Source organism: Rhizobium sp. KDH_Rht_773_N (genome assembly GCF_052946295.1).
On the sequence record NZ_CM129525.1, the window covers coordinates 463,476 to 476,394 of the forward strand.

A 12,919-nucleotide genomic window follows, 5' to 3' on the forward strand; every position below is an offset into this window, starting at 1 on the left:
CAGCGAAAATGAACTATCGCCACATCTATCATGCAGGCAATTTTGCCGATGTGCTGAAACATGCGGTGCTGGCGCGGCTGATCCGTTACATGCAGAAGAAGGACGCCGCCTTCCGCGTGCTCGACACGCATGCCGGAATCGGCCTCTACGACCTTTCCGCCGAGGAGGCGCAGAAGACCGGCGAATGGCAGGGCGGCATCGGAAAACTGCTGGAGACCGATCTCGGGCCGCAGGTTTCCGAGCTGCTGGAACCCTACCTCAGCGTAATCCGCGCGCTGAACCCGGAGGGCGGCCTGCGCTTCTATCCCGGCTCGCCGAAGCTCGCGCGCATGCTCTTCCGGCCGCAGGACCGGCTTTCGGCAATGGAACTGCACCCGGAAGACTATCTCCGGCTGCATCGCGTCTTCGAAGGCGATCATCACGCGCGCATCACCGAACTCGACGGCTGGCTGGCGCTCGGCGCGCATCTGCCGCCCAAGGAAAAGCGCGGCATCGTGCTCGTCGATCCGCCCTTCGAGGAAGACGGCGAATATGAACGGCTGGTGGACGGCCTCGCCAGGGCCTGCCGGCGCTTTCCGGGCGGAACCTATTGCCTCTGGTATCCGCTGAAGAAGGGCGCGCCGATCAAGCAGTTCCACGAGGCGCTGCAGGCGACCGAAATCCCGAAGATGCTCTGTGCCGAGCTTGCCGTGCGCAGCGACCGCGAGACCACGGGGCTGACCGGTTCGGGCCTCGTCATCGTCAACCCGCCCTTCACGCTGAAGGACGAGCTGCACCAGCTGCTGCCGGCCTTGAAGGACCATCTGGCGCAGGACCGTTTCGCCTCGCAACGCGCCTTCTGGCTGCGCGGAGAGACGAAGCCTGCCAAGGCAGATTGACCGACTCTCGGCGCTCGGGAATAGTCCGGCTCCGTCCGCATATCCAAAAGGTGCCCCATGAAGCTTCTCTGCTCCCCGACCTCCCCCTTTTCCAGCAAGGTGCGCATGGCCGCCCGCCATCTTGGCCTCGAGGTCACGGAAATCCGGGTCGATACGAATGCGGGGCCGGCGATCCTGGTGGACAACAATCCGCTCGGCAAGATCCCGACGCTGCTGACGGATGACGGCACCTCCGTCTTCGACAGTATCGCCATCATGCATTATTTCGACCGGCTGACGAAGGGCGCGCTCTATCCTTCCAAGAAGGGCAAGCGTACCGATTCGGAAGTGCTGGAAGCGCTCTGCGACGGTGTGTGCGACTGCCTGCTGGCAATCGTCTACGAGCGCCGCTTCCGCGATGAGGAGAAGGTGCATCAGCCCTGGATCGACCGGCAGTGGAAGAAGGTCGAGACCGCGCTGAACTATCTGGCCGCCAACGCGCCCAAGATCGGCAAGAAGCTGCATGGCGGGCATTTCGCGCTCGCCGCGACGATCGGTTATCTCGATCTGCGCTTCAAGGGCCAGTGGGAAGAGGACCATGCCGAGCTGACCGGCTGGCTGCGGGAATTCAAGAAGGCCTTCGACGGCTACGAGCAGCTGAAGCCGCAGACCTGAGCAAGCCGCCCTCGACGGAGGGCACAAAAAAGCCGGGCGCGAGGCCCGGCTTTTTTCATGCTGGATGTCATCCGTATCAGAACTTGACGCCGATACCGACCTTGACGCTGTTTTCGTCGAAGCCGCGCGAAACGCTGCCGGAGTCGAGGTTGTAGTCCTTGTCCTGGTAGTCGGTGTAGCGGTATTCGAGGCGCGTCGTGATGTTGTTGGTCACGAAGGCTTCGACACCGGCGCCGACCGTGTAGCCGTAAGCCGTCTTGCTGTCGGAAGACGTGCCGTCGGAAACCTTGGTGTCGGCGAGCGCCAGACCTGCCGTACCGTACAGCAGGAAGGGGTTCAGGTCGTAACCGACGCGGCCGCGGACGGAGCCGTTCCAGCCGGTCTTGTTCTTGATGCCGCCTTCGGTGACGTCGGCATTGCCATAGCCGAGATCGGCTTCGGCGCCGTAAACGATCTGGCCCTGCTGGAAGTTGTAGCCGGTGAAGAGCTGGCCGCCCCAATCATAGGTGTCGCGGTCGTGACCGAAGCTGCCCATGTTGTAGGTCGCGGCACCACCGAGGTAGAAGCCCTGCCAGTTATTGACCGGAGCCGGGGTATCCTCGGCGACCGGCGCCTGCGGGACCTGGTCCACGGCATCGGCTGCCTGCGCGACCGAGAAACCGCCAACGGCGAGAGCGGAAGCCATGAGGCCAGCAAAGAGTATACGCATACTTGTCTCCTTTCAGTCCCGCGCGCTCGTCAACTCAAACTTCGGCGAAGCATTCACGGGGGATTACTAAATGTCCCTTCCGGTTCGAGAGTGAAATTGGAATGCAAATGCGGATTTGAAAGAGCCAAATTGTGATATCATTGTGGCTCTGCGGCGGCGGAAATTCGATGTTGCTTGGTTGCAACATACCGTTTATTAAGGATAATAATCAGTTAAACTTACAATACTTATTTTAATAAATCGCACCGCCAAATAATACATAGAATATCCGGGCCGTATTGGCAATGCTTTCGGCCTATTTATATAATCGGGGCCTGCCCTTATATAGTCAGCAAACAGACTCGCAGGACCAGAAGGCAGCATCTTGACCCAGAAAAGACTTCGCGCGGCGCTTGTGACGGGTGCCGCCAAAAGAATAGGCCGGGCGATCGCCGAAGACCTTGTTGCCGATGGATTTTCGGTTGCGATCCATGCCAACGGCTCGCTCGCCGAGGCCGAGGATTTTGTGGCGGAATTGCGGCAGAAGGGTCATCGGGCGGTTGCGATCAAGGCCGATCTTGCCAAAATCGACGAGACCGCCGGGCTTGTGGCACAGGCCTGCGCGGCGCTCGGGCCGATCGATCTGCTCGTCAACAACGCATCGATTTTCCTCGAGGATTCGCTGCGCAAATTCGACGTCGCGGTCTGGGACGAGCATTTCGCCGTGCATGTGCGCGCACCGTCGATCCTTGCCGCCAAATTCGCCGAACAGCTGCCGGAAGCGCATGAGGGGCTGATCGTCAACATTATCGACCAGCGCGTCTGGGCGCTGCGGCCAAGCTTCTACTCCTATACCCTGTCGAAATCGGCGCTGTGGACGGGGACGCAGACCATGGCGCAGGCGCTGGCGCCGCGCATCCGCGTCAACGCGATCGGCCCCGGCCCATCCGTGCCGAGCGAACGGCAATTGCAGGAAGACTTCCAAGCGCAGGTCGCAGCCCTTATCTTGAAGCGAGGGCCTGAGCTTGAGGAATTCGGCCGAACGATTCGTTTTCTGTTCGAGACCCCTTCGATCACGGGCCAGATGATTGCACTGGACGGCGGCCAGCATCTCGCGTGGCAGACGCCCGACGTGCTGGAGATCAAGGAATGAATGCCAAGAAGCTGCCGGATGGCGGTGTTCTTTACGACGAGACCGACGACAGCGACGACGATATGATCGAGGTGGAGGGCGATGCCTCCGCCTCGCCGATTTCTGCGTCAATCGACTGGAATGCCGGCAGCGTCAACGAAACCGGCCTTGTCGGCCAGGAGCTGATCGCCGAATTCGTCAAGCGCCTGCCGAACAGCCCCGGCGTCTACCGCATGTTCAACGAGGCGGGCGACGTGCTCTATGTCGGCAAGGCCCGCAGCCTGAAGAAGCGCGTCGGCAACTACGCCATGGGCCGCGTGCATTCCAACCGCATCGCCCAGATGGTGCGCCAGACCGCCAATATGGAATTCGTCACGACGCGGACGGAGACCGAGGCGCTGCTGCTCGAAGCGAATCTTATCAAGCGCTTGCGGCCGCGCTTTAACGTGCTCTTGCGCGACGACAAGTCGTTTCCCTATATCCTGATCACGGGCGATCATCGCGCACCCGCCATCTTCAAGCATCGCGGCGCGCGCGCCCGCAAGGGCGACTATTTCGGTCCCTTCGCCTCGGCCGGGGCCGTCGGCCGCACGATCAACTCGCTGCAGCGCGCCTTCCTGATCCGCACCTGCACCGACAGCGTGTTCGAAACGCGCACCCGCCCCTGCCTGCTCTACCAGATCAAGCGCTGTTCCGGGCCTTGCACGCATGAGGTCAGCGACGAGGGCTATGCGGAACTGGTGCAGGAGGCCAAGGACTTCCTCTCCGGCAGGAGCCAGAAGGTGAAGGAGCATATGGCGGAGGCGATGAACGCCGCCGCCGAGGAGCTCGATTTCGAGCGGGCCGCGATCTATCGCGACCGTCTTGCCGCACTGTCGCATGTGCAGAGCCATCAGGGCATCAATCCTGCCGGCGTCGAGGAAGCGGACGTTTTTGCCATCCACCACGAGGGCGGAATTTCCTGTATCCAGGTCTTCTTCTTCCGCACCGGCCAGAACTGGGGCAACCGCGCCTATTTCCCGAAGGCCGACCCGCAGCTTTCCGGTGCCGAGGTGCTGAACGCGTTTCTGGCGCAGTTCTACGACGACAAGCCGGTGCCGCGGCAGATCATGCTGTCGGAAACGGTCGAAGAGCTGGAGCTGCTTGCCGCCGCGCTCAGCGAAAAGGCAGGCCACAAGGTTTCGATCCTCGTTCCGCAGCGCGGCGAAAAGCGCGATCTCGTGGAGCATGTCATCGCCAATGCCCGCGAGGCGCACGGCCGCAAGCTGGCGGAAACTGCCTCGCAATCGCGGCTGCTCGAAGGCTTCAAGGAAACGTTCGGCCTGCCCTATGTGCCGCAGCGCGTCGAGATCTACGACAACTCGCATATCATGGGCACGAATGCGGTGGGCGGCATGGTGGTCGCCGGGCCTGAAGGCTTCGTGAAGAACCAGTATCGCAAGTTCAACATCAAATCGACCGACATCACGCCCGGCGACGACTTCGGCATGATGCGCGAAGTGATGACGCGGCGTTTCTCGCGCCTGCTCAAGGAGGAAGGCATTCCGGATCGAACGGCGCAGGTCTCAGCCGCCGACGCGGCCGACATGCCCTTCCCCGCCTGGCCCGACGTGATCCTGATCGATGGCGGCCAGGGGCAGATGACGGCGGTGCGGGCAATCCTCGAAGAGCTCGGCATTACCGACAGCGTGATTGCGATCGGCGTCGCCAAGGGCGTGGACCGCGAGGCCGGCCGCGAGCGTTTCTTCGCCCCCGGCAAGGGCAGCTTCACGCTGCCGCCGCGCGATCCGGTTCTCTATTTCATCCAGCGCATGCGCGACGAGGCGCACCGTTTCGCGATCGGCTCGCACCGGGCGCGGCGCAAGAAGGAGATGGTCAAGAACCCGCTCGACGAGATCGGCGGCATCGGGCCTTCGCGCAAGCGGGCGCTGCTGCAGCATTTCGGAACGGCAAAGGCGGTTTCGCGCGCAGCACTTTCCGATCTCATGGCGGTGGAGGGCATTTCCGAGGCCGTCGCCAGGCAGGTCTACAATCATTTTCACGACGATGCCGCGAAATAGGCGGCGTCGGTCGCAAATTCCGCGCAAAGGCGGCGAAAAAACAGAAACAATGTTGACGGTCGGGCGCCAAAGCCGTCATCTACCGCCGCATCAAGACAGAGAACCGCTTCATGGCATCGCGTGCGTATAATATCCCCAATCTTCTCACCTACGGCCGCATCCTGGCGGTGCCGCTGATCGTCGTCTGCTTCTTCATCGAGGGCAAACTGGCGATCAGCAATACGGCGCGCTGGGTGGCGCTGTGGATCTTCATCATCGCCTCGATCACCGATTTCCTCGACGGCTACCTCGCGCGTATCTGGAACCAGACGTCGAATATCGGCCGCATGCTGGACCCGATTGCCGACAAGCTGCTGGTCTCCGCCATCCTGTTGCTGGTCGCTGCCGACCAGACCATTGCCGGCTGGTCGATCTGGGCGGCCATTACCATTCTCTGCCGCGAAATCCTGGTTTCGGGCCTGCGCGAATATCTGGCCGCGCTGAAGGTCAGCGTGCCGGTGACGCGCATTGCCAAGTGGAAGACGACGCTGCAGCTTGTCGCCATCGCCTTCCTGCTTGCGGGTCCTGCCGGTGACGAGATTTTCCCCTATACGACGCAGACGGGCATCGCGCTTCTGTGGATCGCCGCAATCCTGACGATCTATACCGGCTATGATTATTTCCGCGCCGGCCTGAAACATGTGGTGGACGACGAAGAATGACGCGGCTTGTCTATTTCGCCTGGGTGCGCGAACGCATCGGCAAGGGTGAGGAAGAGATCGACCTCCCCTCCTCCGTCGTCAGCGTTGCCGATCTTCTGAATCATTTGAAGGGCCTGGGCGAGGAATATGAGATGGCTCTTCAATATCCCGATGTGATCCGGGTGGCGATCGACCAGGAACATGTGGAACATGACGAGCCGATCGCCGGCGCGCGGGAAATCGGTATTTTTCCGCCGATGACGGGTGGCTGAGATCGTCGCCGTGGTGCCGTCGGGCTATTCACCAGCCACTCTTGGACGATTGAGCGAATGATAGGATGACGGTCTTGCCGTGTCGCTACCTCTCTACAGGCTCTGCCGCGGCGTCAAGGCGGCTGGGGATGCCATCATGACCATCACTCCGACCGTCCGGGTCCAGCGCGAGGATTTCGACCTGCAGGCGGAAGTCGACCGGCTTTCCAGGGGCAGGCCCGGCATCGGCGCTATCGTCACCTTTTCCGGCCTCTGCCGCGATGAGGGCGGCACGCTCTCGGCGCTCGAACTCGAACATTATCCGGGCATGGCGGAAGCGGAGATGACCCGCATCGGCAGGCTTGCCATCGAGCGTTTCGGGCTCAACGGCCTCACCGCCATCCACCGCTTCGGCAAGATCGCCGCCGGCGAGAATATCGTGCTCGTCGTGGCTGCCGCCCCGCACCGGCAGGCCGCCTTCGACGGTGCGAGCTTCGTCATGGATTTCCTGAAGACCTCCGCGCCCTTCTGGAAGAAGGAACATGGCAAGGACGGACATGCCGGCGACTGGATCGAGGCCAAGGATGCCGACGATGCCGCCCGCGACAAGTGGAAATAGTCACAGCACGACGCGCTCGCGCCTGCTCAGCACCAGCAGGAACACCAGCAGCGAAAAGATGGCGAAATCGCGCCAGATGAAGGAGCCGTAGGCGCCCCAGAGCGTCTCGACGAGCGCCAGGCCGGCAGCGCCGCCCGCCGAGCGCAGCGGATCGGAATAGCCGCCGACGGCCGCTATCATCAGCACCTTGAGGCCGAACATCAGGCCGGCGCCGAAATCCATCGATCCGTAATAGAGCGTCGCAAGGATGCCGCAGCAGGTGGCGACGAGTGCGGCGGCCCCATAGGACACGAGGAAGACGCGGCCGGCGCTGGTGCCGCAGAGTTCGGCGGCAAGCGGATCGTCGATGACGGCGCGCCACAGCCGGCCCCAGGCGGTTCGCTTCAGGATCAGCGCGCCGATCGCGACGATCGCACCCATCAGGACGGTGTCCAGAAGCTGGATATAGGTGAGCGTCACCCTGAAGGTGCCGTCGCTCCAGAAGGTGAAATTGTCGTTCAGGAGCGGCGGCAGCCAGATGGCGCGGGTATTGGCGGCAAGGCGCGCCGCCTCCATCAGCACGATCATCATGCCGAGTGCGGCGACGATGACTGTATTCGGCGATTTGCTGGCGAGCGGCAGCATGATGGAACGGCCGATCCAGACCCCCGCTCCCACGGAATAGACCAGCGAGGCGCAGATGCCGATCGCGATCGCCGCCGGCAGTATGAGCCAGAGGCGGTTATAGGCCATGTCGGTGAAAAGCAGCAGGATCTGGCCGGCAAAGGCGAAAATCGCCCCATAGGTGATGTCGGCGCGCCGGGTGACGCCGAAGGCGATCGAATAGCCGAAGGCAAGCGTGGCGTAGAGCGCTGCGAGCGGCACTGCATTCGCCAGTTGCTGCAGGAGATAGGCCATTCCGAAACTCCAGATCACCTCAAAATAATAACTGGCAAAATGTGTTTTACCAGTTATATTTTCGTATGAGCTTTTCCTGGACCGCACACCGTTTTTCCGGCGGCGCACTGGCGCTCGATGTCGCCAACAGCGTTATCCTGCGCCATGACACGGCCCGCCGCATCGACCGCTTCGCGGCCGAAGGGCAGATGGACCGCTTTCCCAAGGCGGCGCAGGAATTCTGCGCCGAACGGGCGCTGTTCGGCGACATAGCGCCGGTCGGGGCGCAGAACAGGGCGAATTTCATCGCGCTGCGGGAAGCGACGGACCGCTACTTCCGGCAGCGCGTGATCGCGGGCAATGACGACCGGCTTCTTGCGGCACTGCTGGAGGCGCTGGCGCGCACGCTACGGGGCGCTACGGAAAAGGGGCTCGACGCGGCGACCGCCCATTCGGTTCTGCGGCTGATCGCCATGCCCGATCCCGAGCGCATGAAGATCTGCGGCAATTGCGGCTGGCTGTTCATCGACCGCAGCAAGAACAGGAGCCGGGCCTGGTGCGACATGGCCGTCTGCGGCAACCGCGCCAAGGCCAACAGGCATTACCGGAGGAAAAAGAAGGAGGAGACGCCATGAAACGGCGTGTGATCATGACGGCGCTCGCGGCAGCAGGGCTTGTGCTTTGCGCCTGCCAGCGCCAGGCCGAAACCATGCTGGAAGTGACGGGCCATCTCTTCGTCTTCAACTACCGCATCGCCAGCGCCACCTATCTGCTGACGCTGAAGAAGACGGCGCCCATTCCCGACGGGTCGACCATCGTCGCCGAATTCGAGAACCCGCAGGGCGGTCAGCCGCTGGTGCTGACCCAGACGGTCTTCCCGATGGACGACAAGATCTCCGTCCAGAGCGAGAACCTGCATTGCGTGCGCAAGGACCGGCCCTATAGCGTCACTGTGAAGCTGGTCGACAAGGACGGCAAGCTCCTGCAGGAGCTGAAGACGCAGTTCAAATCCGATCTCGACCAGACGGTGCTGCCGAGCAAGCCGCTGGTTCTGGGCGCCGGATATGAGAAGAACCCGGAAGTCTTCAAGCCCGACGGGACGACGGATTTTTCCAATACCGACAAGTGCCCGGCCTGAGCGCGGGCAACAAAAAAGCCGGGACGAACCCGGCTTTCATGAATCATTTCAACGCATTCCGAAGCAATGCTCCGGCGCGGAATCAGCCGACGATTTCGGTGTCGGAGAACCAGTACTTGATTTCCTGGGCAGCGGTTTCCGGAGCGTCGGAACCGTGGACCGAGTTTTCGCCGATCGAGAGCGCATGAACCTTGCGGATCGTGCCTTCGGCAGCGTTTGCCGGGTTGGTCGCGCCCATGATTTCGCGGTTCTTCAGGATGGCGCCCTCGCCTTCCAGAACCTGAACGACGGTCGGGCCGGAGGTCATGCCTTCGACGAGCTCGCCGAAGAACGGACGGTCCTTGTGAACGGCGTAGAAGCCTTCGGCTTCGCGCTTGCTCATCCAGACGCGCTTGGAGGCGACGACACGCAGGCCGGCATCTTCGAGCATCTTGGTGATAGCGCCCGTCAGGTTGCGCTTCGTTGCGTCCGGCTTGATCATCGAGAAGGTGCGTTCAATCGCCATAATTCAGATCCTCATACTCATCGGGGAAAAGTGGGCGGTCTTTACCCGCCTCACCGCCTGAAAACAAGGGGTCTCCGGCAATTTCACGCCGCTGTCACAGTGCGGCCCCGGCTCTCGTGACGATCGGGGCAAGGTTCGAACCGTGCCATGACGGGGTCGTCAGGGGCGCGCACGGCAAGACCGGCGATGCGCCGCCATTGCGGCGCGCCCATCACGCCCGCCGCCGCCCCCCGCCCCCGGAAGGCAAGAGTGCATTAACCGGTTTCATCTCTTCCCGGCCCGCGGAGCCTGGAAATTCAAGGTCTCTTAAATGCTTGCCGGCATAGCGGAAGGGGAGAGCCGATGGCCCGAGAGGACCGGTGGCAACAAGGGGATCGTCATGCAGACTGCCGCTGCAATTGCATTGAATGGGCGCGAGACCGCCCGGCCGACGCCGGCCGCCGACAGCCAGAAGGTCGTCCAGCACATGGTGCGCCTGAACGTGGCCGGCCTGCCGCGCAATTACGAACTGTTCCACGAAGCGCTGATCGGCCTCAATGGCGGGCTGGCGCAGGATATCGCCGCCCTCGGCCCGCATCCGCAGCAGGAGGCGCTGGACGAACTCGGCCTGCGCTACCGGCTCGTCGGCCATTACGGGCTGGCGGGCGAGCGCGCGCGGGACGAGGCGAGCCGCGTGCTCACCCAAACGGCGTCGCGCCTCGCCGAAGGGCGGCTGCATCACCAGGCTTTCGCGCGCGCCTGCGAGACCATTCTCAAATCCGTCTCGGGCCAGCAGGAGCAGCAGAGCCTTGCCGACTTCATGGCGGAGGTCGATTATCTCGCCTCCTCGCTTTCGGCCGTCCTTGCGGCGGAACGAACGATCGGGGCGAAACTGGAAGAGGATATCGAGCGGCTGACGGCGCTGGAGCGGGGCATTTGCGCCATGCAGGCGGCGGCCGTCACCGACAGGATCACCGGCCTGCCGAACCGGATCGGGCTCAACCGCGCCCTCGACGATCTCTACGGCCAGGAAGAGGGCGCGGCCGGCAGCGCGCTGGTCATGGTCGATATCGACGATTTCAAGGGGCTGAACGACCGCTACGGCACGCAGGCCGGCAACAAGCTGCTGAAGAAGCTTGCCGGCCTCTTTCGCAAGACGGTGAAGAAGAACGATTTCATTGCCCGCACGGAGGGTGACGAATTCGCCTTCCTCTTTGCCAATGTCGGCATGCAGGATGCGCTGGCGATTGGCGAGCGGCTGCGCGGTTGCGTCGAGGACAATCTGGTGTTTGCGGCATCCGACACGTCGGAAGCCGGCGGCCTGACGATTTCGGTCGGCGTGGCGCTGAGCGGCGATGCGGCAACGCCCGGCCAGCTTCAGGCCAATGCCCGCGTGGCGCTGCTTGCCGCCCAATCCAATCCGCGCCAGCCGGTGCAGGCATTCGGGCGCTGAGCGTCCGGCCGCAAGTATCGACGGCAGACAGCGGCAAAGGTGCCGCTGAGCCATCTTGCCTTGGCGGCGGCTTTCGGCCAAAACCGCGCGCATGATTACGATCTCAGACATTTCCGCCCGCATTGCCGGCCGCCTGCTTCTCGACCATGCCAGCCTCTCGCTGCCGTCAGGCGCGAAGGCCGGGCTCGTGGGGCGCAACGGCGCCGGCAAGTCCACCCTGTTCCGCGTCATCACCGGCGATCTCGGCGCGGAGAGCGGGACGGTATCGATCCCGAAGAACGCGCGCATCGGCCAGGTGGCGCAGGAAGCGCCGGGAACTGAGGAATCGCTGATCTCGATCGTGCTGTCTGCCGACAAGGAGCGCGCCGCGCTGCTGGCGGAGGCGGAGACCGCGACCGATCCCCACCGGATCGCCGAAATCCAGATGCGCCTCGTCGATATCGACGCCCATTCGGCGGAGGCGCGCGCCGCCAGCATCCTCTCCGGCCTCGGCTTCAGCCAGGAGGCGCAGGCGCGGCCCGCCTCCTCCTTCTCGGGCGGCTGGCGCATGCGCGTGGCGCTCGCCTCCGTGCTCTTTGCCGAACCGGACCTGCTGCTGCTCGACGAGCCGACCAACTATCTCGACCTCGAAGGCACGATGTGGCTGGAGGATTATATCCGCCGCTATCCGCATACGGTCATCGTCATCAGCCACGACCGCGATCTCCTCAACAACGCGGTCAATTCCATCGTGCATCTCGACCAGAAGAAACTCACCTTCTACCGCGGCAATTACGACCAGTTCGAGCGGCAGAAGGCGGAGGCCGACGAGCTGCAGATGAAGGCCAAGGCGAAGAACGAGGCGGCGCGCAAGCACCTGCAGAGCTTCATCGACCGCTTCAAGGCCAAGGCCTCGAAGGCAAAACAGGCCCAGTCGCGCGTCAAGGCGCTGGAGCGCATGGGCACGGTCGCCGCCGTGATCGAGGATCACGTTCAGCCGATCACCTTCCCGGAGCCGGAAAAGCAGCCGGCCTCGCCGATCGTCGCGATCAGCGGCGGGGCGGTCGGCTACGAGCCCGGAAAACCGATCCTCAAGGGGCTCAATCTGCGCATCGACAATGACGACCGCATCGCGCTGCTCGGCTCGAACGGCAACGGCAAATCGACATTCGCCAAATTCATCTCCGGCCGCCTGGCGCCGGAGAGCGGGGAAGTGCGCCTGGCGCCAAGCCTGAAGATCGGCTTTTTCGCGCAGCATCAGCTCGACGACCTCGTCCCCAACGAGACGCCGGTGGAACATGTGCGCCGGCTGATGCCGACCGAGCCGGAAGCCAGGGTGCGCGCCCGCGTCGCGCAGATGGGTCTTGCGACCGAAAAGATGGCGACGGCGGCCAAGGATCTCTCCGGCGGGGAGAAGGCGCGCCTGCTGATGGGCCTTGCCGCCTTTCATGCGCCGAACCTGCTGATCCTCGACGAGCCGACGAACCATCTCGACATCGACAGCCGCCGCGCGCTGATCGAGGCGCTGAACGATTACGACGGCGCGGTCATCCTCATCTCGCACGACCGGCACCTGATCGAAGCGACCGTCGACCGCCTTTGGCTCGTCAATAACGGCACGGTGACGAGCTTCGAAGGCGACATGGACGAATATCGCGACCTGATCGTCGCATCCGGCAAGAAGAAGGACGAGCCGAAGCAGGCGGAAGAACAGACATCGAAGGCCGACCAGCGCAAGCTTAACGCCGACAAGCGCGCCTCGCTCGCCCCGCTGAGGAAAAAGATCAACGAAATCGAATCCTTGACCGGCAAACTGGAGAAAATGATTCAGACGCTGGATGCGGAGCTTGCGGACCCGGCGCTCTACGAGAAGGCACCCGCCAGGGCAGCCGAAAAGGCCAGGCAGCGCGGCGAGGCAGCCGCCAAGCTTGCCGCCGCCGAAGAAGAATGGCTGATGCTGTCCTCGGAATATGAGGAAGCGATGGCGGGCTGAGGCGCCGCAATCGCATTTTCTCAAAGCCGGGCAC

General features: G+C 63.0%; 14 protein-coding genes and 1 pseudogene. 11 read left to right on the forward strand and 4 right to left on the reverse strand.

Annotation, left to right across the window (positions count from 1 at the left end; all coding sequences use genetic code 11):
• The first annotated feature begins 8 nt into the window (after nt 1–8).
• A complete protein-coding gene (locus ACU8HS_RS02400; RefSeq protein ID WP_112704991.1) occupies nt 9–878 on the forward strand; it encodes a 23S rRNA (adenine(2030)-N(6))-methyltransferase RlmJ in 870 nt (289 codons plus the stop codon).
• Between the two features lie 57 nt (nt 879–935).
• Entirely contained in the window at nt 936–1,532 is a 597-nt protein-coding gene (locus ACU8HS_RS02405) for a glutathione S-transferase (RefSeq protein WP_112565979.1), read from the forward strand.
• A 76-nt stretch (nt 1,533–1,608) separates the two neighbouring features.
• Here ACU8HS_RS02405 and ACU8HS_RS02410 read toward each other — a convergent pair whose 3' ends face one another.
• The gene (locus ACU8HS_RS02410; RefSeq protein WP_112565976.1) at nt 1,609–2,241 is read right to left on the reverse strand and encodes an outer membrane protein; all 633 of its coding nucleotides are present in this window, start codon (nt 2,239–2,241) and stop codon (nt 1,609–1,611) included.
• Between the two features lie 364 nt (nt 2,242–2,605).
• Between ACU8HS_RS02410 and ACU8HS_RS02415 the strand changes: the two genes are divergently transcribed.
• From ACU8HS_RS02415 to ACU8HS_RS02435, 5 genes are all read left to right on the forward strand, one after another.
• On the forward strand, nt 2,606–3,373 hold the full coding sequence (locus tag ACU8HS_RS02415) for an SDR family oxidoreductase (protein WP_447015344.1): 768 nt from the start codon (nt 2,606–2,608) through the stop codon (nt 3,371–3,373).
• A complete protein-coding gene (gene uvrC / locus ACU8HS_RS02420; RefSeq protein ID WP_112565970.1) occupies nt 3,370–5,412 on the forward strand; it encodes an excinuclease ABC subunit UvrC in 2,043 nt (680 codons plus the stop codon). Before ACU8HS_RS02415 ends, uvrC begins: the two co-directional genes overlap by 4 nt.
• A 110-nt stretch (nt 5,413–5,522) precedes the next feature.
• Entirely contained in the window at nt 5,523–6,113 is a 591-nt protein-coding gene (pgsA, locus tag ACU8HS_RS02425; RefSeq protein ID WP_112565967.1) for a CDP-diacylglycerol--glycerol-3-phosphate 3-phosphatidyltransferase, read from the forward strand.
• Nucleotides 6,110–6,364, forward strand: a complete 255-nt coding sequence (moaD, locus tag ACU8HS_RS02430) for a molybdopterin converting factor subunit 1 (protein ID WP_112565963.1) — start codon at nt 6,110–6,112, stop codon at nt 6,362–6,364. The genes pgsA and moaD overlap by 4 nt, the downstream gene beginning before the upstream one ends.
• 136 nt (nt 6,365–6,500) lie before the next feature.
• A complete protein-coding gene (locus ACU8HS_RS02435; RefSeq protein ID WP_112565960.1) occupies nt 6,501–6,962 on the forward strand; it encodes a molybdenum cofactor biosynthesis protein MoaE in 462 nt (153 codons plus the stop codon).
• Here ACU8HS_RS02435 and ACU8HS_RS02440 read toward each other — a convergent pair whose 3' ends face one another.
• Entirely contained in the window at nt 6,963–7,859 is an 897-nt protein-coding gene (locus tag ACU8HS_RS02440) for a branched-chain amino acid ABC transporter permease (protein WP_113412427.1), read from the reverse strand.
• A gap of 65 nt (nt 7,860–7,924) precedes the next feature.
• On the opposite strand from ACU8HS_RS02440, the gene ACU8HS_RS02445 reads away from it, so the two are divergent.
• Together ACU8HS_RS02445 and ACU8HS_RS02450 are read left to right on the forward strand one after the other, a co-directional pair.
• The gene (locus tag ACU8HS_RS02445; protein WP_112704994.1) at nt 7,925–8,473 is read left to right on the forward strand and encodes a CGNR zinc finger domain-containing protein; all 549 of its coding nucleotides are present in this window, start codon (nt 7,925–7,927) and stop codon (nt 8,471–8,473) included.
• The gene (locus tag ACU8HS_RS02450; RefSeq protein ID WP_447015345.1) at nt 8,470–8,976 is read left to right on the forward strand and encodes a hypothetical protein; all 507 of its coding nucleotides are present in this window, start codon (nt 8,470–8,472) and stop codon (nt 8,974–8,976) included. Before ACU8HS_RS02445 ends, ACU8HS_RS02450 begins: the two co-directional genes overlap by 4 nt.
• 82 nt (nt 8,977–9,058) lie before the next feature.
• Here the strand turns inward: ACU8HS_RS02450 and ndk are convergent, their stop codons facing one another.
• Together ndk and ACU8HS_RS02460 are read right to left on the reverse strand one after the other, a co-directional pair.
• Complete coding sequence (ndk, locus tag ACU8HS_RS02455) at nt 9,059–9,481, reverse strand: nucleoside-diphosphate kinase (protein ID WP_112565949.1); 423 nt, start codon at nt 9,479–9,481, stop codon at nt 9,059–9,061.
• An 83-nt stretch (nt 9,482–9,564) separates the two neighbouring features.
• Nucleotides 9,565–9,696, reverse strand: a pseudogene (locus ACU8HS_RS02460) (glutathione S-transferase family protein); the annotation flags it as partial.
• A gap of 164 nt (nt 9,697–9,860) precedes the next feature.
• Between ACU8HS_RS02460 and ACU8HS_RS02465 the strand changes: the two are divergent.
• Together ACU8HS_RS02465 and ACU8HS_RS02470 are read left to right on the forward strand one after the other, a co-directional pair.
• A complete protein-coding gene (locus tag ACU8HS_RS02465) occupies nt 9,861–10,913 on the forward strand; it encodes a GGDEF domain-containing protein (RefSeq protein ID WP_377314466.1) in 1,053 nt (350 codons plus the stop codon).
• 91 nt (nt 10,914–11,004) lie between these two features.
• Nucleotides 11,005–12,885: an ABC-F family ATP-binding cassette domain-containing protein gene (locus ACU8HS_RS02470; RefSeq protein WP_112706122.1), complete on the forward strand. Its 1,881-nt coding sequence runs from the start codon at nt 11,005–11,007 to the stop codon at nt 12,883–12,885.
• Nucleotides 12,886–12,919: the final 34 nt, after the last annotated feature.

What these genes read in the sequence shown, in the direction of transcription:
- ACU8HS_RS02400 (WP_112704991.1), top strand. Translation starts at nt 9, where the DNA reads ATGAACTATCGCCACATCTATCATGCAGGCAATTTTGCCGATGTGCTG.
- ACU8HS_RS02405 (WP_112565979.1), top strand. Translation starts at nt 936, where the DNA reads ATGAAGCTTCTCTGCTCCCCGACCTCCCCCTTTTCCAGCAAGGTGCGC.
- ACU8HS_RS02410 (WP_112565976.1), bottom strand. Translation starts at nt 2,241, where the DNA reads ATGCGTATACTCTTTGCTGGCCTCATGGCTTCCGCTCTCGCCGTTGGC.
- uvrC (WP_112565970.1), top strand. Translation starts at nt 3,370, where the DNA reads ATGAATGCCAAGAAGCTGCCGGATGGCGGTGTTCTTTACGACGAGACC.
- pgsA (WP_112565967.1), top strand. Translation starts at nt 5,523, where the DNA reads ATGGCATCGCGTGCGTATAATATCCCCAATCTTCTCACCTACGGCCGC.
- moaD (WP_112565963.1), top strand. Translation starts at nt 6,110, where the DNA reads ATGACGCGGCTTGTCTATTTCGCCTGGGTGCGCGAACGCATCGGCAAG.
- ACU8HS_RS02435 (WP_112565960.1), top strand. Translation starts at nt 6,501, where the DNA reads ATGACCATCACTCCGACCGTCCGGGTCCAGCGCGAGGATTTCGACCTG.
- ACU8HS_RS02440 (WP_113412427.1), bottom strand. Translation starts at nt 7,859, where the DNA reads ATGGCCTATCTCCTGCAGCAACTGGCGAATGCAGTGCCGCTCGCAGCG.
- ACU8HS_RS02445 (WP_112704994.1), top strand. Translation starts at nt 7,925, where the DNA reads ATGAGCTTTTCCTGGACCGCACACCGTTTTTCCGGCGGCGCACTGGCG.
- ACU8HS_RS02450 (WP_447015345.1), top strand. Translation starts at nt 8,470, where the DNA reads ATGAAACGGCGTGTGATCATGACGGCGCTCGCGGCAGCAGGGCTTGTG.
- ndk (WP_112565949.1), bottom strand. Translation starts at nt 9,481, where the DNA reads ATGGCGATTGAACGCACCTTCTCGATGATCAAGCCGGACGCAACGAAG.
- ACU8HS_RS02465 (WP_377314466.1), top strand. Translation starts at nt 9,861, where the DNA reads ATGCAGACTGCCGCTGCAATTGCATTGAATGGGCGCGAGACCGCCCGG.
- ACU8HS_RS02470 (WP_112706122.1), top strand. Translation starts at nt 11,005, where the DNA reads ATGATTACGATCTCAGACATTTCCGCCCGCATTGCCGGCCGCCTGCTT.